The 21,332-nt window shown below is 39.8% G+C and carries 21 protein-coding genes; 8 read left to right on the forward strand and 13 right to left on the reverse strand.

Translation table 11 applies throughout. The annotated features are described in order from the left end of the window. Nucleotides 1-11: 11 nt before the first annotated feature. A complete protein-coding gene (locus F3G91_RS02565; RefSeq protein WP_087580909.1) occupies nt 12-821 on the reverse strand; it encodes a flagellar hook-basal body protein in 810 nt (269 codons plus the stop codon). A gap of 148 nt (nt 822-969) precedes the next feature. Between F3G91_RS02565 and rpoD the strand changes: the two genes are divergently transcribed. Continuing rightward, nucleotides 970-2,823, forward strand: coding sequence for an RNA polymerase sigma factor RpoD (gene rpoD, locus F3G91_RS02570; RefSeq protein WP_149700592.1), 1,854 nt, complete (start codon nt 970-972; stop codon nt 2,821-2,823). A 574-nt stretch (nt 2,824-3,397) separates the two neighbouring features. Here rpoD and F3G91_RS02575 read toward each other — a convergent pair. The 7 genes from F3G91_RS02575 to F3G91_RS02605 all read right to left on the reverse strand — a co-directional run bounded on the left by F3G91_RS02575 (nt 3,398) and on the right by F3G91_RS02605 (nt 10,730). Further along, nucleotides 3,398-4,153 carry a flagellin gene (locus F3G91_RS02575; protein ID WP_188116787.1) on the reverse strand — a complete coding sequence of 252 codons (756 nt, stop codon included), beginning with the start codon at nt 4,151-4,153 and terminating at the stop codon, nt 3,398-3,400. Nucleotides 4,154-4,292: 139 nt separating this feature from the next. Further along, nucleotides 4,293-5,585: a histidinol dehydrogenase gene (gene hisD / locus F3G91_RS02580; protein ID WP_103646841.1), complete on the reverse strand. Its 1,293-nt coding sequence runs from the start codon at nt 5,583-5,585 to the stop codon at nt 4,293-4,295. Beyond that, nucleotides 5,582-6,433: a pyridoxal-phosphate dependent enzyme gene (locus F3G91_RS02585; RefSeq protein WP_103646840.1), complete on the reverse strand. Its 852-nt coding sequence runs from the start codon at nt 6,431-6,433 to the stop codon at nt 5,582-5,584. Before F3G91_RS02585 ends, hisD begins: the two co-directional genes overlap by 4 nt. After that, nucleotides 6,426-7,517: an OmpA family protein gene (locus F3G91_RS02590; protein WP_149700594.1), complete on the reverse strand. Its 1,092-nt coding sequence runs from the start codon at nt 7,515-7,517 to the stop codon at nt 6,426-6,428. Before F3G91_RS02590 ends, F3G91_RS02585 begins: the two co-directional genes overlap by 8 nt. Beyond that, nucleotides 7,514-8,827 (reverse strand): MotA/TolQ/ExbB proton channel family protein, encoded by a 1,314-nt coding sequence (locus F3G91_RS02595; protein WP_149700595.1) that lies wholly within the window; start codon nt 8,825-8,827, stop codon nt 7,514-7,516. The genes F3G91_RS02590 and F3G91_RS02595 overlap by 4 nt, the downstream gene beginning before the upstream one ends. Nucleotides 8,828-8,831: 4 nt before the next feature. Continuing rightward, entirely contained in the window at nt 8,832-9,896 is a 1,065-nt protein-coding gene (gene fbaA / locus F3G91_RS02600; RefSeq protein WP_009294115.1) for a class II fructose-bisphosphate aldolase, read from the reverse strand. A 15-nt stretch (nt 9,897-9,911) separates the two neighbouring features. Next, a complete protein-coding gene (locus tag F3G91_RS02605) occupies nt 9,912-10,730 on the reverse strand; it encodes a peptidylprolyl isomerase (protein ID WP_009294116.1) in 819 nt (272 codons plus the stop codon). 94 nt (nt 10,731-10,824) lie between these two features. Here F3G91_RS02605 and nth point away from each other — a divergent pair, with 94 nt between their 5' ends. Beyond that, nucleotides 10,825-11,457, forward strand: a complete 633-nt coding sequence (gene nth, locus F3G91_RS02610) for an endonuclease III (RefSeq protein WP_149700596.1) — start codon at nt 10,825-10,827, stop codon at nt 11,455-11,457. A 38-nt stretch (nt 11,458-11,495) separates the two neighbouring features. Here nth and F3G91_RS02615 read toward each other — a convergent pair whose 3' ends face one another. The 4 genes from F3G91_RS02615 to F3G91_RS02630 are packed head-to-tail and all read right to left on the reverse strand — an operon-like array spanning nt 11,496 to nt 14,452. Further along, a complete protein-coding gene (locus tag F3G91_RS02615) occupies nt 11,496-12,785 on the reverse strand; it encodes a M28 family peptidase (protein ID WP_103609048.1) in 1,290 nt (429 codons plus the stop codon). Nucleotides 12,786-12,802: 17 nt separating this feature from the next. Then, a complete protein-coding gene (locus F3G91_RS02620) occupies nt 12,803-13,060 on the reverse strand; it encodes a heavy-metal-associated domain-containing protein (protein WP_107832768.1) in 258 nt (85 codons plus the stop codon). Continuing rightward, nucleotides 13,053-13,376 (reverse strand): hypothetical protein, encoded by a 324-nt coding sequence (locus F3G91_RS02625; protein ID WP_009294140.1) that lies wholly within the window; start codon nt 13,374-13,376, stop codon nt 13,053-13,055. The genes F3G91_RS02620 and F3G91_RS02625 overlap by 8 nt, the downstream gene beginning before the upstream one ends. Beyond that, on the reverse strand, nt 13,373-14,452 hold the full coding sequence (locus F3G91_RS02630) for a transglutaminase-like domain-containing protein (protein WP_021092229.1): 1,080 nt from the start codon (nt 14,450-14,452) through the stop codon (nt 13,373-13,375). Before F3G91_RS02630 ends, F3G91_RS02625 begins: the two co-directional genes overlap by 4 nt. A gap of 92 nt (nt 14,453-14,544) precedes the next feature. On the opposite strand from F3G91_RS02630, the gene F3G91_RS10200 reads away from it, so the two are divergent. The 5 genes from F3G91_RS10200 to F3G91_RS02650 all read left to right on the forward strand — a co-directional run bounded on the left by F3G91_RS10200 (nt 14,545) and on the right by F3G91_RS02650 (nt 18,190). Next, nucleotides 14,545-14,712, forward strand: a complete 168-nt coding sequence (locus tag F3G91_RS10200; protein ID WP_002942642.1) for a hypothetical protein — start codon at nt 14,545-14,547, stop codon at nt 14,710-14,712. Between the two features lies 1 nt (nt 14,713). Beyond that, nucleotides 14,714-15,583, forward strand: coding sequence for a tRNA 5-methoxyuridine(34)/uridine 5-oxyacetic acid(34) synthase CmoB (gene cmoB, locus F3G91_RS02635; RefSeq protein ID WP_262974802.1), 870 nt, complete (start codon nt 14,714-14,716; stop codon nt 15,581-15,583). Between the two features lie 8 nt (nt 15,584-15,591). After that, on the forward strand, nt 15,592-16,131 hold the full coding sequence (locus F3G91_RS02640) for a PaaI family thioesterase (protein WP_149700598.1): 540 nt from the start codon (nt 15,592-15,594) through the stop codon (nt 16,129-16,131). A 196-nt stretch (nt 16,132-16,327) separates the two neighbouring features. Continuing rightward, entirely contained in the window at nt 16,328-17,650 is a 1,323-nt protein-coding gene (locus F3G91_RS02645) for a major outer membrane protein (protein ID WP_149700599.1), read from the forward strand. 108 nt (nt 17,651-17,758) lie between these two features. Further along, entirely contained in the window at nt 17,759-18,190 is a 432-nt protein-coding gene (locus tag F3G91_RS02650; protein ID WP_021090139.1) for a hypothetical protein, read from the forward strand. A 53-nt stretch (nt 18,191-18,243) separates the two neighbouring features. Here F3G91_RS02650 and ppk2 read toward each other — a convergent pair whose 3' ends face one another. Next, nucleotides 18,244-19,053 carry a polyphosphate kinase 2 gene (ppk2, locus tag F3G91_RS02655; protein ID WP_002942696.1) on the reverse strand — a complete coding sequence of 270 codons (810 nt, stop codon included), beginning with the start codon at nt 19,051-19,053 and terminating at the stop codon, nt 18,244-18,246. A gap of 107 nt (nt 19,054-19,160) precedes the next feature. On the opposite strand from ppk2, the gene dsbD reads away from it, so the two are divergent. Next, nucleotides 19,161-20,888, forward strand: coding sequence for a protein-disulfide reductase DsbD (dsbD, locus tag F3G91_RS02660; RefSeq protein WP_149700600.1), 1,728 nt, complete (start codon nt 19,161-19,163; stop codon nt 20,886-20,888). The last annotated feature ends 444 nt before the right edge of the window (nt 20,889-21,332 follow it).

The following is a 21,332-nucleotide window of genomic DNA, read 5'->3' on the forward strand; positions in this document are numbered from 1 at the left end:
TTATCCTTTTATTAAGCTTTTAGGGCTAGTTTTTGAACAGCATCTTGGTTAAGGTCAGTCATGTGGCTTGTCATAACCTTTTGATACATATCAACTAAGCGCTGGGTTTCTATTAGACCCACCATTTCTAAGACTGGATTTACGTTTGACATTTGAGCGTAGCCTTGCATCACGCTATCAGCCTCGTCAAGCTCGCTAATGTCGTTAAAATTTCTCGTTTCAAAGAGATTGTCGCCGACCTTTTTTAGATCCCTTATCTCTCTTGGCTGAGCGATGTAAAATTTAGAAAATTGATTGTTATTTGAGTATAAATTTCCATTTTTATCAACGGTTAGCACCTCGCCTTGTGGCACTTGGATGCCTCTTTGACCAGGATTTTGCGCTTCATAGCCACTTGGTAGCACCCTGTAACCCTCTTTTGTGACGATATATCCGTCCGCGTCAAGGCTAAAAGAGCCATTTTTGCTTAGTTTTACGCCATTTGGAGTATCGACTAAGAAAAAAGCATCGTCTCTTTTTATCGCAAAGTCAAGCGTGTTTGAGCTGTATTTAAAGCCGCCAGCGCTAAAGTCGGTGTATTCTTCGCTCACTTGTGGCACACGATCAAGCGTTCTATTTAGAAATTTAGCTCCGTCTTTTGTGTGATTTTTAAGTGGAAGCTCATCTTGCGTCTCTTTAAAAATTCTCGCAAAGTCGCCGATGACTACGTCGTTTCGCTTGTAGCCGATCGTATTTACATTTGCAAGGTTGTTTGAGATGACATTTAGTCTGTTAAACTGCGTTACCATGCCAGCAGTGGCTTGATAATAACCATTTTGCATAAATTTTCCTAATCAAAATTTGATTTTATAGCTACTAAGCAATCATCGTTCCAACTTTCTTTTTATAGACATTTAAAAAATTTTGGGTATAATCCACTTTCTTTTAACCAACACTTAAATCACAATGATACGATTTGAAAGGAAATTTATGAGCGCCGCAAAAGACTCTTTTTCTCAGGTAGAAGAGCTTTTTGTTGAAAATGCAAAAGGCTTTTTGACATACGAAAAATTAGTAAAATTATTAGACAAAGCTCCGACGGCTACGGTAGTAAAAAAGATAGAACAACTAGCAAAAACAAACAAAGTCCAGCTCATCACATCTGCTGAGGCTGCAAAGCTTAGAAATTTAGCCGATGCTAAAAAACGTCAAGAAAATGCTCAAAAAAGCGACCAAGATATCGACGAGGACCTCGATCTTTCAAGCGAAAGCGACCTTTTAGAGTGGTCAAGATCAGATAGTCCAGTAAGGATGTATCTAAGAGAGATGGGTCAGATCGCGCTTCTTACAAAAGAAGAAGAGGTTGAGATCAGCAAGAGGATCGAGCTTGGCGAAGATATCATCATCGATGCATTTTGTTCGGTGCCGTTTTTGATCGATTTTATACTTGATTATAAAGAGCCACTTATCAACAGAGAGCGCCGCGTAAAAGAGCTTTTTAAAAGCTTTGAAGACGAGAGCGAAAATGAAAATGAAGATGGCGAAGAAGATATAGACGAAGATGATGAGGAGAACGAAGAGAACGAAACTCCTAAAAAATCAGCCAAAAACGACAAGCGCGCAGAAAAAGTTATAGAGAGTTTTAAGGCCCTTGAAAAGGCTAAAAAAGAGTGGCTAAAGACCGCAAACAAGCAAGATAAGGTAGAAAGCGACGACACAGCTTCAAAGATGACGCTTGCGTTTAAAAAGAAAATTTTAAAAGAGAAGCTGATGGATCTTGGCCCAACAAGTAAGCTAATCAGAGAGATCGTAAAATCAATGGAGACGGCTCTTAAAAGCGACGATGAATTTGATAGAGAGCTAAAACGCTTGGAGTATCGCTTGCCGATGTTTAGTGACGAGCTAAAGAAAAATCACAAAAGCATCTTAAAAGATATCATCAAACTTAGCAAAGAAGAGATCGCAGCTCGCGTGCCAGAGGCTACGATGGTCTCAACCTACGTCGAGATCAAAAAGCTTTTTACAACAAAAGAGGCGAGCAAACAAGGCTTTGACCTTGAGCCAGCAAGACTAAAAGAGATTTTAGAGCAGATCAAACGCGGAAAGAAAATTTCAGATGAAGCAAAAGCTAGAATGGCCAAGTCAAACCTCCGTCTAGTCGTAAGTATCGCAAAACGCTATACAAACAGGGGCTTGCCATTTCTTGATCTCATCCAAGAGGGCAACATCGGTCTTATGAAAGCGGTTGATAAATTTGAATATAGAAAAGGCTATAAATTTTCAACCTACGCCACATGGTGGATCCGTCAGGCTATCTCGCGCGCGATCGCTGATCAGGCAAGGACGATCAGGATACCTATCCATATGATAGAAACGATAAACCGCATCAACAAAATCAACCGCAAATACCTCCAAGAAGAGGGAAAAGAGCCTGACGTAAGCGTCATCGCAAAAGAGGTCGGACTAAGCGTCGATAAGGTAAAACAGGTGATCAAGATCACAAAAGAGCCTATCAGCCTTGAAGCTCCGATCGCAAACGAAGAGGACGGTAAATTTGGAGATTTTGTCGAGGACAAAACTTCTCTATCACCGATAGATCAAATTTTAAAAAGTGACCTTAGAGAGCAGATCGACGATGTGCTTTCACAGCTAAATGAGCGTGAAAAAGCGGTTATTTCGATGAGATTTGGTCTGCTTGAAGATGAGAGCGACCGCACGCTTGAAGAGATCGGCAAGGCGCTAAATGTCACTCGTGAACGTGTTCGCCAGATAGAAAGCTCAGCCATCAAAAAACTAAAACACCCAAAAGTTGGTAGAAAACTCAAAAACTACATCGAGGGCTAACAAGCCCTGCCCTTTTGGGCGTATGCATCTAATTTTTTTAAATTTCTAAAATCAAATTTATATCCTAACCCATAATTGTGTTATTTTTACACTCAAAGTGCTAAAAAAGATTAGTAATAAATTTAATGTTTTTGTATGTGTCTATACCCTATTTTGGCAAATATTCTTTTTACTTAGATAGCTTTTCTTTGAAAAATTTATAGCATCTATATATTTAATGGGCTCTTTTTGTTGAAATTTATAGTGCAAATACCATAAAATAATGTAAAGAAATTTTCGCTACTTTGATTTTGAACAAAACTTACTCTAGCCACGAATTAATTGCACTTTTCTGCCCTTTTTAAAACTTTGAAATTTAACACACCCCAAAATTGTTTTAAATATTACATGCAAGTTTTCATCTTAAAGCATACTTAATTTAACCTTCGCTTTGAGGGCATTAGCTATAAAATTTCAACTAAATTCAAAAACAATATCTCAAGAAGCATAAAAATTTAATTTACAAATATGTTGTATAAGTTAAAAAAGTAGAAATAAAAAAAGAGAGTTTTACCGGCACAAGACCGGTAAAAATTTATTCTCCTAGAAGTTTATCTAGTTTTGCAGCCAAGCTCGTAGTATCGTGAACTTTAACCAAAGAGGCAGCATGTAGCTTTAAATTTGCTTGTAAATTTTCTTCCAAGCTCTTTGCGATGTCACTGCTATCAAGGTTCTCTACGCTATTAGCATTTGCTACGCTTCTAGCAGCTAGAGCATTCATGCCCTTAAATACAGCATTTTGTGTCGAGCCGATCTCTGAGCGAAGTGAATTTATGTTTTTCAAGATATCGCCAGAATTTGAGCCATCCTCTTTAACATTTAAAAGAGCATTTGTGCTTAAATTTATATTTTTTGTGCCCTCACCTGTAAAAAAGCCAAGCTCGGCGTCAAAAACGTTTTTGCCATTAAATTTAGCCTCTTTTACACTGTCGCTCATCGCATTTTTAAGCGCATTTATCTCACCTTTTATACCCTTTTGCTCGTTCGCTGAAAGAGCTGGGTTTGAAAGCTTGCTTGATAGCTCGCCGATCTTATCCGCACTCTCGCTTAAATTTAAAAGCGTTGAGTCGGCGATCTGAAGCATACCGATCATATCGTTTGCATTTGCCATGCCCTCATTTAGGACATTTGTTTGCGAAAGTAAGCTCTCTGCGATTTGCAAATTTGCACCTGATGCTTTGATCTCACTATTTGCAGAGATGGCGTTTAGCGCCTTTTTCTCGCTATTTTTAGCTTGATCTAAATAATAGTTTCCTGAAGCCTGGTTTGCAGTATAAGTTCCTAACTTCATATCAACTCCTTTTTTAGTAGTTTTGTGATGGATTTTACTATAAATTTCATAAAAAGTTGCAAAAATATTTCTTAAAGCAAAAAATATTTTTAAAAAGATTTTAGAAAATTTTAAATTTTCTAAAATCAAATTTCATTTTTTAATCCTCTAACCTCACGGCGATTGATCTTTTATGGGCTGTTAACCCTTCGGCTTCGGCTAGCTGCATGCAAGGTTTGCCAAGATGCATGATACCTTTTCTGCTAACCGAGATGATAGAGCTTCGCTTCATGAAATTTTCAACTCCAAGCGGCGAGTAAAATCTCGCACTTCCGCCAGTTGGCAGGGTGTGGTTTGGTCCAGCGATGTAGTCACCCATCGCTTCAGGCGTGAAGTGTCCAAAAAATATCGCTCCAGCATGTTTTACCTCGTCCATATAGCTCAAAGCGTCGTTTGTAGCGATCTCTAGGTGCTCCACTGCAAGCTCGTTCATCAGCTTAAAGCACTCCTGCAAGTCTTTTGCTACGATGATAGCAGCTTTGTTTCTTATGCTAGCACTAGCGATTGGTTCGCGTTTTAGAGTTTTTAGCTCGTCCTCCACGTGTCTTTGCACCGCCCTTGCGAAGGCCTCCACTGGTGTTATCAAAAAGGCACTTGCGATCTCGTCGTGCTCGGCTTGTGAGAGTAGATCGATCGCTATGTGGCGAGGGTCAGCACTATCATCAGCGATCACGCCTATCTCGCTTGGACCTGCGATCATATCGATATTTACGTCGCCATAAACTAGCTTTTTAGCAGTCGCTACGTAGATGTTGCCAGGTCCAGTGATGACATCGACCTTTGACACGGTCGCTGTGCCGTACGCCATCGCTGCGATCGCACTTGCACCGCCTATTTTAAAGGCTGTTTTGATGCCACATAGATGCATCGCAGCAAGAAGTAGAGGATTTACCTTGCCGCCTGGCGCTGGGGTGCAAACTACGATCTCTTTTACGCCAGCAACGATTGCTGGGATAGCATTCATGAGAAGCGAGCTAGGGTATGCGGCCTTGCCGCCTGGGATATAAAGGCCAGCGCGATCAACTGGGGTGTATTTTGCGCCAAGTAAGATGTCGTGCTCGTCCTTATAGGTCCAGTCGCTTGGTTTTGTGCGCTCGTGATAGCTTTTTATCCTGTCGTGAGCTAAATTTAGAGCCACTCTTAGAGCATTATCTAGCGAATTGTATGCTGCTTCCATCTCTTTTACGTCGATTATTATGTCGTTTTTGCTTGTGACATTAAATTTATCAAATTTACTTATCTGGGCAAAAAGTGCGCTATCACCATCTTTTCTTATCTCGTCTATGATACCTGTAACCACTGGCATCACGGCACTCATGTCGTTGTCACTTCGCCTAACAAGCTGTGAAAATTTACTCTCAAAGTCAGCGTCGCTGCTGTGTAAAAACTTCATTTATGATCCTTTATTTTTAGTTTTCTCTCATATCTTTGCTTTTGTGTAATGTTACCTAAAATTCCGCCCTGGTGGATATATAAAATTTCGCTCCCAAGCTTATCCAAATTTGCAAAAAGCGTCATAAAGCCCACTGGGTCGTAAATAAGCTCAAATTCAACACCACTTTTGCAAACCTCAAGCCAAATTTCATAAAGCTCTTTGTATAAATTTCCAAAATGATACTTCTTTGGGGGATTTAAAATTTGCACTTTGCTATCTTTATCTAGCTCGTAAATTTGCTTTTTTAGATAGTCGCTGTCTCCTACGCAAGGCGCTGTAAAAACCCTAAGATCGGTGTGTTTTGCTAGGTAGCATGCGCTTGTGCCTGTGCCTGAGGGCAAGAAAATGTCAGGCCTTATGCCACTTTTTTTGCTCCACTCATTTATCTCATTTGCTTGCGTGATAAAGCCAAGCTCAGCCTCACTTTGCGCTACACCCTCGTTTATAAATAGCGCATTTTGGCTCTTTGCTAGCTCTTTAGCAAATTTCTCACGCTCCTCTTTTACAAAAATTTCCATGCCATTTTCAAGTGCAAATTTGAAATTTCCAACTGGATCTTGCTCCAAATTTGAGCTTAGATGAGAGACGACGTAGTAAAATTTAAGCCCTTTTAGCTTGGCAAAAAGGCTTAGACTATACATCGCATTTGACTGGCTTGAGCCGTGAGATACGATGGCTTTGATGCCGCTAAGATCGGCCTTTAGAAAATACTCTAGCTTTCTTGCTTTGTTGCCGTTAAACTCGCCTAGCAGATCATCTCTTAAAAGCCAAAATTCTCGCTCTCTTAAGCGAATTTTATCAATCACCCTTAAACTCCAAAAATTTCTCTATCTCGTTGATAGCCTCTTTGTTTGAGAGTGAAAATTTGATCTCGATGCGCCTTGAAGCGTCCTTGTCCTCGGCTCCGTCTTTAAAAACTAGCTCGTTGTAGCTTCTGCCACTTGCGACAAGTAGCTTTCTAAGGCGTGCATCGTCGCTAAATGAGTTTATAAACTCCATTACCGCATAGGCTCTTTTTTGCGAAAGCTCTAGGTTATAAATGTAGCTTCCATCGCTATCTGTAAAGCCCTCTATGACGATCTGATCGATGTTTGAGGCGATCTCTTTATCATTTAAAAGCACGTCAAAATACTTACCAAGCGTGGCCTTTAGCTCCTCTTTGACCTCTTCTTTTAAGACTGCACTGCCCTTATCAAAAAGCACTGATGAGCTAAGCTTTAGCGCGCCTGAGTTTGGATCGATCTCGATGCTATTTCCTAGCCTATCTTTTAGGGCGGAGATCACTTTAACCCTTATGCCAGTTAGGTTTTTGACCCTGTCACGAGTGACGTTTAGATCCCTTAAAAGCTCGTCATATCTAGCCTCTTTTTTGCTTACTTGCTCGAGCAAAAATGCGATCTTGGCTAAATTTTTCTCACTACTTGCATTTGCATCGCTAAGCGCCCTATCTTTTGATGAAATTTCATCATTTAGCACGATCATCTTTTGGTTTAGATCAAAAATGCTAGCATTTAGCTCTTTTATGCTCGCATTTGCGTCCTTGTTTTCCTCTATGAGCTGGGCTAGTTTTTCTTTTAGGGCGTCTATTTGAATGACAAAAATTTCATTTGATTTTTTTAAATTTATATTTTCATCGCTTATCTTTGAAAGCTCGCTTTTTAGGGCGTCATTTAGCTCTTCGAGGGTGAAATTCTTGCCCTGAGCGTCTTTTAAATTTGCTAGTGCAGCGATGATAGCTTGCTCTTTATTTTCAAGGGTGTTTTGAGTTAGGACGTATTTTACGACGACAGCGCCTATTAGCAGCATAAAAACAAAGAGCAGACCCGCCATCAAGTCCGCGTACGAAACCCAAAAGCTCGATTGATCCTCGTTATTTTTGTCTATTTTCATTGCACTAGATTTTCGATTTTTTCTATTACAGAATTTGCTTCTTTATCGATCTCGTCTATGTTCTTCTTAAGCTCAGCAATGAGGCTCTCGCGCTCTTTTTCGCGCTCCAAGCTCCTGCCCTCTTGCTCATACGCTGCCTTAAATATCGTAGCACTCTCCACGAGCGAGGTTCTAAATGCCTTTAATGCCTCGTTTTGCTCTTTCATCAAAGAGAGAGAAAATTCTTTTAAAATGGCATCAAAGCTCTTGATAGTCTGCTCAAATTTAAGCTGGCTCTCTTTTGTAGCGTTTAAATTTCTACTAAAAATTTCGCCAAGCTTTGCATGCTCGGTTAAAATTTTAACCTCCATATCTTTAAAGGCGTTAGAAAACGCACCAACCGCCTTTAATATATCGGAGTGGATTTTTACAAATTCATCTTGTTTTAGCCCAGATTCATTTAGCATTTTTAAACTTGCGCTAAGCTCTGCCTTGCTTTGATTGATGATATTTTTTTCAACCTCGCAAAGCTCTTTTAGGCTATTAAATTTCTCATTTGTCTGTTCGCTTAGCTCTTTTACAAATTTATCATCAAGCACCATTTTAAAGGCATCGTGACTATCTTTAAAGTAGCCCACACTTGCTTTCATGAAATTTGCATTTAGCTCATTGTCCTGCCAGAAAAACTCACGGCTTAGCTCTTTTTGCTCGCTGTAAAATTTCTCAAATTTACTAATGCCGATCTTTTCAAAAAACATCCACCAAAGCGCTAAAAATATGCCGTAAATCGATACATAAAACGCCGTAGCCACGCCATTTAGCAGTATAGCGATCTCTTTTTCAAGTCCGTTTGCAGTGCTTGAGCTAAAGCTTGGCATAGAGATAGCGATACTGATAAATGTGCCTAAAATTCCAAGCATAGGAAAGACTGCTTGACCGATGTTTGCTAGGTTGTCATTTCTAAAATTTCTTGTATAGCTCTCGAAAAAATCTTCAAATTTAGCGTTTGCCTTTTTGACGCCTGAAATTTCAAAGAGATGAGCGATTATAAATTCTTTTAGCCTTATCTTGTAGTCTTTGGCATTTGCTAAGAAATTTGAGTAAGCGACCAAGGCACTGTGGCGTGAAAATACAAAAGCGACAAAGAGTATAACGCCCATCATCACGATAGTGTGAAGCTTCATCTGAAAATTTATAACGCCAAGATACGCCAGTATCGCCAAGATGTAGATAGCTAAAGGGATAAAGATAACTTTAAAAAAGACAAAGAAAGAGTGAGCTTGGCGCTCTTTTGGCACGCTTAGCTCACTAAAATCATTTTGATTTTGCATAGGATTAGTTCCTATTTAGGCAGTTTAAGTCGCTAAAAGCAGTCTGAAGACGCTTAACCATGCTCTCCTCGCCACTTCTTAGCCATTTCCTTGGATCGTAGTATTTTTTATTTGGCTTATCATCGCCCTCTGGGTTGCCGATCTGACCTTGCAAGTATGCTCTATTTTTGGCCTCATACTCGCGCACGCCGTCCCAGAAAGCCCACTGGGTATCGGTGTCAATGTTCATCTTGATAACGCCATAACTTACAGCATTTTTGATATCTTTTAGCTCACTACCACTTCCGCCGTGAAATACAAAATTTACTGGCTTGTCGCTTTTTGTGTTAAATTTCTTAGCGACATAGGCTTGTGAGTTTTTAAGAATTTCTGGTCTTAGCACGACATTGCCTGGTTTATAGACACCATGGACGTTACCAAAACTAGCTGCAATGCTAAATTTATCGCTTATCTTGCTTAGTCTTTCATAAGCAAGCGCGACATCCTCTGGCTGGGTGTAAAGAAGTGCGTTATCAACGCTTGTGTTATCCACGCCATCTTCTTCGCCACCAGTGACGCCAAGCTCGATCTCTAGGCTGATGCCAAGCTCGCTAAGCTCTTTTAGATACTTCTCACACGTGCTTAAATTTTCGTTGATATTCTCTTCGCTAAGATCAAGCATGTGAGAGCTAAAAAGTGGCACGCCGTGAGTTTTTTTATACTCATGGCTTGCTTTTACTAGCTCATCTATCCAAGGCAAAAGCTTTCTAGCAGCGTGGTCAGTGTGTAAAATGACTGGCACGCCGTAAGCCTTGGCAAGCAGATGAACATGCTTTGCTCCAGCGATCGCACCAAGAACGGCTGCGTTTTCGCAGGCTTTACCAGCGTAAAAACCTGCACCGCCATTACTAAACTGAACGATAACAGGCGAGTTAGCAACCTTTGCCGCTTCTAAAACGGCATTAACAGAGTCACTTCCCACGACATTTACAGCAGGTATTGCAAAACCTTGCTCTTTGGCATAAGCATAAAGTTTTGTTACATCATCTCCGCTTAAAACACCAGGTTTTACGATATCTAAAACGCCCATTTTATCCTCCAAATTTTATTTGTATTCTATCTTTGCTTTTTGGCGTAGAGCTTCACTTTTTTGTCTAACAGCAGCTTGGAATTTCTCCATTTTTACAGCTTGCTCGATCTCTGGTTTTGCTTGTTCAAAGCTTACAGTACCAGCAGCTTTGCCATCTTCTTTTAAGATAACGTGGTAGCCAAACTGAGTTTTAACTGGCTTAGTTGAAACTGTGCCATTAGCCATTGAAAATGCTGCGTCTGCAAAAGGTTTTACCATTTGGCTTTGACCAAACCAGCCAAGCTCGCCGCCGTGTGCTGCTGAGCCTTTGTCGATTGATTTTTGGCTTGCTAGCTCTGCAAATTTCTTAGTTAAAGCCTCGCCTTTTAAATTTTTAAGTTGAGCGATGATGTCGTTTGCTGTTTTTTCATCTTCAACTAAGATATGTCTTGCTCTTGCTTGAGCTGGTTGGTTCATGCTCGCTTTGTTTTTGTTGTAAAAATCTCTTAAATCGCTATCGCTTACTTTTATACCGTCAAATAGTTTTCTCATATAAAGCTCAACTGCGATGCCTTCTTGTGCAGCTTTTACAGCCTTGATGTAATCAACATCTTTTTCAATACCTGTTGCTTTTGCGTCTTTTAAAAGAAGTTTTCTGTTGATTAGATCGTCGATTATACGTTTTTTCTCATTTGGTTGAAGCTTGCTAGCGTCAAAACCTGGCATAGCTGCTGATAAAAGTGCTGAGATATCGCTATCGTTTATAGCATCGCCATCAACTGTTGCAACTACTGCTGCGTTTAGAGTGACAGCTGCAGCTAAACTTAAAACTGCTGGAAACAAAAATTTTTTCATATAAATCCTTTAAAAAATTGATTTTATGGGCAAAATTATATCAAATAATGCGGTAACTTTTCGTTTAACTTGCAATTTTAGGTAAAATAGCCAAATGAGAACAAAAAAAGATATTTTAGAGATAAAAAAAAGGCTTTTAGAAGAGTTTAAAGACGCCAAAAGCGAGCTTAAATTTAGAAATTTATATGAACTTCTTGTCTGCGTCATGCTCTCAGCTCAATGCACAGACAAAAGGGTAAATTTGATCACACCTACCCTATTTGAGGCGTATAAAGATGTTTTTGAGCTAGCTAGCGCAAATTTAGCCAGCCTAAAACTCATGATAAACTCATGCAGCTTTTTTAACAACAAGGCCCTGAATTTGATCAAGATGGCAAACAGCGTGGTCGAGCTTTATAACGGAGAAATTCCACTTGATGAAGAGAAGCTAAAAGCCCTTGCTGGAGTTGGGCAAAAGACCGCTCACGTCGTGCTTTTAGAGGCGACAAATGCAAACGTAATGGCCGTTGATACACATGTTTTTAGAGTATCACATAGACTTGGCTTAAGCAGCGCAAAGACGCCAGAAGCGACTGAAGAGGATCTAACTCTTGCCTTTAAAACTGAGCTTGGCAAGCTTCATCAAGCGATGGTGCTTTTTGGACGCTACACCTGTAAGGCTAAAAAGCCACTTTGTTTTGAGTGTATATTAAGCGATCTTTGCAAGAGCAAAGATAAGGTGATATAGATAAAATTTGCTAGAAATTTCTAGCAAATTTTACTTTTTTATGAGTTATATTTTTTAACGATACCGCGAACTACTTTTTCGATAAAAAGCGCAGAAGCTACTTCGCAGTGCTCTCTTGTAGAGTGAGGTGAGTAGATGTTTGGTCCAATAGAACATGCACTAAGACCTGCTTTTTTCTCTAAAAGCACTCCACATTCTAGTCCAGCATGCACAGCTGTTATCCTTGCATTTGGCTTATAAATTTTAAGCTCTTCTAAAATATCGTTTGCAAATTTATCGTTTATTGGTTTCCAAGCTGGGTTTCTATCTTTTGAAATGACATTAAAACCAACCGCTTTTGCAAGCTCTGAAATTTCAAATTCCATTCTATTTAGGCCGTCTTTACTCATTGATCTTGCGAAAAATTCTACTTCAAGCGTGCCATCATCCTTGATCTTTGCAAGTGAGAGATTGACGCTATCTTGTGGTATGCCTAGCTCGCAGTTATAGGCTCTTACGCCTTGTGAAAATGAGTTGATTAAAGCTAAAATTTTCTCGCCGTTTTCTAAAATTTCATCCCCCGTGCCAAGCTTTTTCACGCTTAAATTCTCACACTCGCTCTTTAGCTCCTTATCGCTTAAAACTAGCGCAGTTGCACCGCTTGGGATAGAGTTGCTTCGCTCGCCACCTTCAAATTTAACAAGCTTGCAGCCATTTTTAGTCACAAATGCCGCCAAAACCTTGATCGCATTTGGGATATTTTTATGTATCTCGTTACCAGAGTGTCCGCCAGGTAGGCCGCTCACTTTTACTTCATAAAGCGTGCTCTCTTTTGTTTTTTTGCTATTAAGCGCAATAGTAGCAAATAAATTTACACCGCCAGCGCAGCCGATAGTGACTCTATCGTCCTCTTCGCTGTCTAAATTTAAAAGCTTATCGGCTTTTAGATCGCCGCTAAAACCAGCAGCTCCGACCATGCCGACCTCTTCGTTGTTTGTAAAGAGGCACTCTATGTCGTCAAATTCGCTTATCATCTGCATCATGATAGCCACGCCTATGCCGTTATCGGCACCTAAAGATGAGTTTTTAGCCCTCATATAGCCATCATCGCCATAAACTATCTCGATCTTTGGCGCATCGCCCATGCAGACCATATCGTAGTGGCTTTGCAAGCAAATTTTTGGCTTGCCTTTAAACGCATGAACGTTGCCAAAACTATCGACTACGACCTCACAGCCCTTATCTTTTGCATAGCTAGCCAGAAAATCACGCATCTTATCAGTCTCATAACTGCAATGCGGTATCGCCGCAAGTGTCTCAAATTTCGCTAAGACTTCGCTCTTTGACATATTTGCCTCCTTTAAATTTATTTTATCTCGCCCTTATAGCCAGTCGCATCGACCGCCTTTAAAAGCTCTTTTTCATCGACCTTGTCATCTGCTATAACGACAGCTTTTCGCTCTTTTAGCGATACATCTGCCTTTTTTACGCCCTCAACGCTAAGTGCGGCCTTTCGCACTATCGCTGTGCAAAGCGGACAGTGCATGCTAGGCACTGAAATTTCTATAGTTTTCTCAGCGTAGCAACTAAGTGTAAGAAGGGCTAAAACTAAAATTTTACGCATAAATTTCTCCTAAAAGCTCTGGGTATGTAAGGAGTAAAAGCAAAATCACTCCAAAAAGTATATATATAAGTATCCATTTTTTCTTTTTATAGCTTAGGTTGCAGCTTTTTGGCTTGTAAAATAAAGCCACACCTGAGATCACAAAGCAAATAACCGCCACGACGCTCAAAGGGACGCGGTACTCGTATAAATTTTGTGTCCAAGATAGAAATGAAAAAGATGTGCCAAAAAGCAAGAAAAGAAGTGCCGGCAAGCAGCACAAGGTAGCGCCGATAGCACTACCTATGGATGTTAGTATCAGCCAAAAGGCTCTCATTTTAGCTCTGTTGAGACGTAGTCGTAGCTAAATTCTTTTGGCGAATAGTAGTTTTGTGTATTACCATCAACCTCAGCGTATGGATAGCCAAAGTTATTTAGCGGAGTTTGCTCTGGAGTTGGCTTTAAGATAAAGTCACGTCCATAGTTAAAGCCTATCCAGCACATCTCCCAGTTGCCAAAGCAATAGTCCCTAACAGCTTTGATCTTAGCGTCGTCGTTTGTTAATTTCTCGCCCAGTCTTACCTTCGTAACGTCAGCTGGATCGACTGGTATCCAGCCATAGCCTTTTAAGTAAAACTCAGCCCTGCAGTGCTGTCCGCCTGAAATTTTAGCTACGCCGTCTTTTGCGCTACCCATCTGGTCTGAAAATCTAGACTGACCAACCCTGATACCAAAAATTTCTCTTGCTGGGATGCCAACTGATCTGCAAAGTCCCACAAAAACTGAGTTTATGTCGGTGCATTTGCCAACTAGTTTGCCGCTTTCTAGTATCGCTTTAACGTCGCCTGTGCCACATCCAAGGATGCTGTTATCGCGCTGCATAGTGTTTGCAACCCACGTATAGATCGCTTTTGCGCGCTCCAAATCGCCTTTAGTATTGCCGATAATCTCTAACGCTTTTGCTCTTACGACGCCGTCAGTTGGGATGTGTGAAGTTGGTTTTAAAAACTCCAAAATCGCAGGATCGACCTTCTCGTTTGGATCAAAATTTACCTTGCTAAAGTCGGTATTGCGCTCTGTTGTTTGGATTTTAAACTGGATATTTAAAATAGGTCTTTGCTCGTTTTCTTCAAATTCGCCATACATTGTTGGTATTAGCGTGTCTGAGATATAGACGTTTTTAGCGGTTGTGTTTATGACGTAGTCTTGAGTTAGTTGCTGATAAGTGGTGCTTAGTGGGAGCGGTAGCCAAATTCTTGAGCTTTTGCCCTTTTCAAGAAGCTGGTGTTTGAAATTTACGTCGAAATTTCTAACCACTGGGTTTGCTGGCTCGTCGCTAGCTAGAGTGACACTTGGAAGCAGACTTGCTGCACCTAAAAAACTACTGAATTTAAAAAAATCTCTTCTTTGCATAAAATGCCTTTTTGCTTAATCTTAGCCAAACTTGGCTCTAAAACTGCCTGCTATTCTAGCATAAAATTTTTATTTATGATAAAATCCGCCACATGAAAAAGATTATATTTTTAGGCTTTATAGCGCTATTTTGCAATGGTTGTCTTTATATGAACGAGCGTGGAGTTTCGACGCAATATTATAATGATTGTAAAGAGTATTATGACGCGACTGGCACCTATCAAAAAGAGTGTCCGCACAACATCGTCGACTGGAAATAGCGTGGATCTTAGCAAATTTAACGAGCAGCAAAAGCAAATTTATAATAGGATAGAAAATCTAGCAAATTTTGATTGCGAATTTAGCCTTAGTGAGAGCGTAAATGTCAAATTTAAAGAGTTAGACGCTGCGAGCAAAGATGAAATTTACAACCTCGCCCTTAGCCTAAAGCCTTGGCGAAAAGGGCCATTTTTACTTGATGATATATATATAGATAGCGAGTGGCAAAGTTTTATTAAATTTAATATCCTTGCCCCACACCTAAATTTGGCTGGCAAGTGCGTAACTGATGTGGGGTGTAACAATGGATATTATATGTTTAAGATGCTTGAGTATGCTCCAAAAAGCATAACTGGCTTTGACCCTAGCGTGCATACATATTTGCAGTTTGCTTTTTTAAATAAATTTATCCGCTCAAATATCACCTACGAGCTTCTTGGGGTGGAGAGCTTGCCTAAATACTCAGCGAAATTTGACACCATTTTTTGCCTTGGCGTGATATATCACAGAAGCGATCCTATAAAAATGCTAAAAGAGCTAAAAACCGCGCTAAATCCGGGTGGCGAGCTATTTTTAGATACGATGTATATAGATATGGATGGCGACTTTGCCCTAAGCCCAAAAGATAGATACTCAAAAATTCCAAATATCTACTTTGTGCCAACGCTTAACGCGCTTCAAAACTGGTGCGAGAGGGCTAAATTTAAAGATTTTACCTTGCTTGATACAAAGGCAACTGATCTAAATGAGCAGCGAAAAACGCAGTGGATAGATGGCGAGAGTCTTGGAAATTTCTTAGACCCAGACGATAATACAAAGACCATCGAGGGCTACCCAGCACCAAAAAGAGCCTACGTGAGAGTTAAAATTTAAGGATAAATATGGCAGATGAAAATATTTTTGAAGCAAAAGACGAATCGCAAATAATCCTCCCAGAGGACGAAAACCCGCTAAGAAACGAGATAAAAACAGCACCTTTGACGAAGCTAAATTTTAGCGGAACGGCATTTTTACTTGAGAAAAATCACGCAAAAACTAGATTTTTTACCACGGCTGATATGGTAAGCGACGCAGAAGGGCTCATACATAGCGGCTTTGTCTTTATGGGGGCAAACTATGCAGCACTTTTGGCTATAAATGAAGAATTTTGCGTTAGCATCGGTGCTAGGATAAATTTCTTTGGACCGCTCAAGCTTGGCGATGTGGTCGAATTTGACGCACAAGCAAGGTTTGAAGAGAGCAGAAAAAGAGAGGTAAAAGTGATAGGCTACGTAAAAGAGATCAAGATATTTGAGGGCGTCTTTCAGCTAGTCACACTTGAAGAGCATATCTTTGTCACTCAGCAAAAAAATATCCAAAAAGAAGCCGCCATAAGACAAAAGAAAGAGCGCGAAGAGGCGCAGGTCAAAAACAACGGCTAAATTTAACTGATGAGATATAAATTCTCATCTTTTAACTTCAAACAAACTCGAATTTTTAAAGACAAATCTTATCTCACTATCTTATTTTGGTAAATGATCGGTAACAATTTTTTTAAATTTTAGTGAAATTTAAGCTATAAAATTAATTTTCTATGATAATATCCTTTCAAAACATTTTTATCAAAAGGAGATTTAGATGAAACTTACAAAAGTTAGCTTAGCTGCTTTGGTTGCTTTAGGTGCATTTTCAAGTGTTGCAAGTGCAACTCCACTTGAAGAAGCTATAAAAAACGTAGATCTTTCAGGATTTGCTAGATATCGTTATACAAACGATTACACTAAAAAATCAACGGCGAACACAGGAACAGAAAAAGGTAGCAATGCTGGACACGTATTTAGAATGCAAACAGCATTTAAAGCTGCTATAGACGACAACTTCTTTGGCGTTTTAAATTTAAGATATGAAGCGACAGATGGCTCAGGAGATAATGCAGGAGCTGGCACAGACAAAACAAATACAACTGGAACATTTGGCGTTTATGAGATGTATTTAGGTTATAAAGCTGGCAATACTACCGTTACAGCTGGTAAACAAAAATTAGGCACATTTTATGATGCCAAAGATGTGGCAGGCACAGGTATAAAAGTAATAAATACCGATGTCCCAGGTCTTACTCTAGCAGCAGCAGCATTTGATGCAATAGACAATGCTGCAGAGATAGACATTGATACTGCAACCGGACTAGCAAAAAAAGATGCGTTTGGCAATACTAAATATAAAAACGTTAGTCCAGACATTAATGGTCCATTACTAAAAATGCTTGGAACTGGCTTGAGTGATATCGCTGGTAATATTTATTACTTAGGTGCAATTGGTAGCTATGATCCAGTAGCGTTTAAAGTTGCTATTGCAAATGTTCAAGAGGCTGCTACACTTTATGGTGCTGAAGCTGGTGTTAGCTTTAATGCTACTGATGATGTAAACCTAAACTTAAAAGGTCAATTTGTTCATAATGACTCAGATCACAAATATATAGCTGATGCAAATTTCTGGGCGGTTCAAGCTGGTCTAAAAGCATTTGGTGCTAAATTTAACGCTGGTTATTTGGACTTTGATGCTAAAAACAAAAATAGTGATGCAAAAAATAAAGACAAAGTTTCATTTGTAACACTTGATGGAAACGGCGATCTAATCAATCCAGCAAAAATCCTAAATGGTGTGATGGCTGGTGGAGCACAATACTACAACAATATTAAAGGCAACAACGACTACTGGTTTGTTAATGCTGGATATGATATAGATAAATTTGGCTTTGGTGCTGGATATACTCAAGGTAAAGGCTATAGCTGGGCTCTTGGCAAAGATAGAGCAAAAAGAGACGAGTGGTATCTTGATGCTAGCTACAAATACAGCAAAAAACTTACATTCCTTTCTTGGTATGCAGTTGCTAAAGACAAAAAAGATGGCGAAAGCTTTAAACAAGATCGTATCAGATTTGAAGCAAAATATAGCTTCTAAAAACATTTATCCGAGCGAGCTTTCGCTCGGACCACTCTTTTAAATCTTAACTTAAATCAGCAATTCTTTCAAATAAACCCAATATAATGCCAAATAAAAAGGCAAAAAATGTATCTTTTTTCTCTCATTACGCATTTAGTTTGCGCCATTATCTTTATAGGATATGTATTTTTTGATGTTTGCATATATCCATTTGCCAAAAAAACGATAAGTCCTCAAACTCTTGAAGCTGTCAAAAAAGCCTACACAAAAGGCAGTGCAAAGGTTTTTGGCACGGCATTTTTACTACTTTTGATAAGTGGGGCATATATGGCAAAGGACTATCTTGGAGGCGAGCATGGTTGGTGGCAGAGTAACTTTCAAAAGCTTTTGCTAGCAAAGATCGCAGTTTTGCTTCTAATGTGCCTTATCACTTTCATCTCTGTTTTTAATGTCACTATCTTAAAAAAGCCAGATCCATTTGGTAAATTTTCGCACCTCATAGCACTTGTGCTTTGTCTGATAATGGTCATTCTGGCAAAACTTATGTGGTGGCTTTAACAAAACTTGGCTGTAAATTCAAAGCACAAATTTACAGCCAAGCCCAAATAAATTTAGTCTATGCTCTTTAGTTTATCTTTATTTAGCCCCTCTTCTATGCGCTTGATCTCCTCGCTTCCATCTCTCACGACACTTTTGTCGTATTTTAGATACTCATCTATCTTTTTTGGATACTCGACATGAGTTAGGATAAATTTAAAGACATTTAGCCTAGCCTCTTTTTTATTGTCACTTGAGACGATCACCCATGGCGAGATGCTGTTGTGAGAGGCAAGTAGCATCGAGTATTTGGCGATGGAGTACTGATCCCAAAGCTCTTGCGCTTTTTGATCTACTGGAGAGATTTTAAACTGCTTTAGCGGGTCGTTTAGACGCTCTTTAAAGCGCTTTTTTTGCTCCTCTTTTGTGATCGAGAGGTAAATTTTAAAAAAAATGATGCCTGAGTTTATGATCATCTCTTCAAATTTTGGCACTTCACGCAAAAATTCTTTATGCTCAGCCTGCGTGCAAAAGCCCATCACTGGCTCAACCCCAGCCCTGTTGTACCAGCTCCTATCAAAGATCACTATCTCGCCAGCGCTTGGCAGATGTGTTACATACCTTTGAAAGTACCACTGCGTCTTCTCGACGTCGCTTGGTTTTGTAAGCGCTACGATACGGCAACCACGTGGATTTAAATGTTCTGTTAGGCGCTTTATCGTGCCGCCTTTGCCAGCCGCGTCTCGACCCTCCATTAGCATGAGCACCCTAAGCCCCTTGTCTTTGACATGATTTTGGAATTTTAAAAGTTCTATCTGAAGCAGCCTTAGCTCTTCTTCATAGCCAAGTTTATCGCTCTTTTGGTGCTTTTTATCTTTTGACATCATCGCTCCTTTTAAAAATTTCACGCTTTTTCACGATTTTACTATAAAATAGAATAAATTTAAGAATTTAGACTAAAATCATCTCTTTTAATTTAGCAAGGATTAGCATGTTTTTTAAATTTATTTTTTCTCTCATTTTGTTTGCAGGCTCGCTTTTTGCCGAGGTTTTAGACGTTAGTAAGGCGTTTGTTTTAAGCCCAAGTATCGATGAACAAGGCGCGGAGATCAAGTTTAAATTTGGCGAAAATATCTATCTTTACAAAGATAGCTTTGAGGTTAAACTTGGCGAAGAGAAGATAAACAGCCTCTTAAATATGCCAAAGAGCGAAAACACCGGCGAATATGAAATTTACCCAAAAGATTTTTCACTGTTTATCCCGCTAAATTTAGTAAAAGAGCATCTTAAAAATAGTAGTGCTAGGCTAAATTTAAGCTATCAAGGCTGTGCTAAAAATGGCATCTGTTACCGCCCGCAAACTAAAATTTATGACATCTTTGAGAAATTTGGCAAATTTAGCATCATAGCCTTTGAAAAAGAGCAAAAAGATGAAACAAATCCTGAATTTACCGAGCTTTCAGAAGATCAAAGCATCGCAAATGAACTAAGCAGCAAAAACTTTTTCATCTCGCTTGCGACATTTTTTGGCTACGGCCTACTACTCTCGCTCACACCTTGCGTATTTCCGATGATACCGATCTTATCAAGCATCATCGTCTCAAAGGGTGGCAGCCTAAATGCCAAAAAAGGTTTCTTGCTCTCGCTAGTCTATGTCGTTGCGATGAGCCTTGCCTACGCTCTTGCTGGCGTTGGGGCAAGCCTGCTTGGCTTTGGCATCGCAGGGGCTCTGCAAAACATCTACGTACTCGGCGCGTTTGCGGCCATTTTTATCATCTTAAGCTTTAGTATGTTTGGCTTTTACGACATCAAACTGCCGTCAAAATTTGAAAACTTAATCAGCAAAAAGTCACAAAACAGCTCAGGCCTCGTCGGTGTTTTCATCATGGGCTTTGCCTCAGCGCTCATCGTCTCGCCTTGCGTGGCAGCACCGCTAGCAGGCGCACTTCTATACATCGCACAAAGCGGAGACGCCATTTATGGGGGCATCATGCTCTTTGTCATGGGGCTAGGCATGGGCGCGCCGCTTCTTGTGATAGGGCTAAGCTCTGGCAAGCTCCTGCCAAGACCTGGCGGCTGGATGGATGAAGTTAAAAAACTCTTTGGCTTTTTGATGCTCATCATGGCTGTTTGGATCCTTGCACGCGTGCTTGGAGCGTTTTTTGAACTACTTGGTTACGGCGTCATAGGCGTCTTTGCAGCCATTTATCTTGGGGCGCTTGAGGCAGCAAATAGCGGCTGGACTAAATTTAAAAAAGCACTTTGTGTGCTAGTTTTTATCTACTCGCTCATGCTAATAATCGGCGCATTTTTGGGCTCAAAAGACGCGTTTTCGCCGCTTTCTGGGCTAAATTTAGCCAAAAACGAGAGCGAGCTAAATTTCAAACAAGCTAGAAATTTAAACGAGCTAAATGAGATGATAAAAAGCTCAAGCAAGCCAGTACTTGTGGATTTTTATGCCGACTGGTGCGCGAGCTGCAAAGAGATAGAGCACATCACTTTTAAAGATGCCGGCGTGAAAAATGCTTTGGCAAAATTTACGCTTATTCGCATCGACGTGACAAGTGGCGGGGCGCAAAATGATGAGATGTTAAGAAATTTTGGGCTCATCGATCCGCCTGCGCTTCTACTTTTTAAAGACGGCGAAGAGCAAAAATCACTTAGAACGATCGGCTTTATAAATGCTAAAAATTTTCTAGCAAAGCTTGAGAAAATTTAGATTACAAAGGTAAATTTCTCTAGCTTTTTCAGACCTTATAACTAACTAGAAAAGTAGTAAAGAAGTAAATTTAGGCTATCAAATTTATATCGTGTAGAGACGCGAGTAAAATCGCAAAGCCAAAACTTGCAATCATCTTAAATTTATCAAATTTTAAAAATATCAGCGAATTTGGTTTGGTTATAGGATAGTAAAACAACCGAAATTTAATCAAATTTTGCTCAATATCACGTCTAAACAAGACCGAAAGCCAAAGATAAAAACTTCGCTCAAGCGATCATCTTAAATTTATCAAATTTTAAAACATACCAACGAATAAAAATATAAGCCAAATTTAGCTTAGCGCCAAGGTAGCAACGCAACTAAAATTTAATAAATTCTTGCGCTAATCGCGTGAGAACAAAACCGCAATACAAAAAATCAGCAAAATTTGCGATTATCTTA

Origin of the sequence: Campylobacter concisus (assembly GCF_902460715.1) — a bacterium.
Taxonomy (GTDB): Bacteria; Campylobacterota; Campylobacteria; order Campylobacterales; family Campylobacteraceae; genus Campylobacter_A; species Campylobacter_A concisus_AK.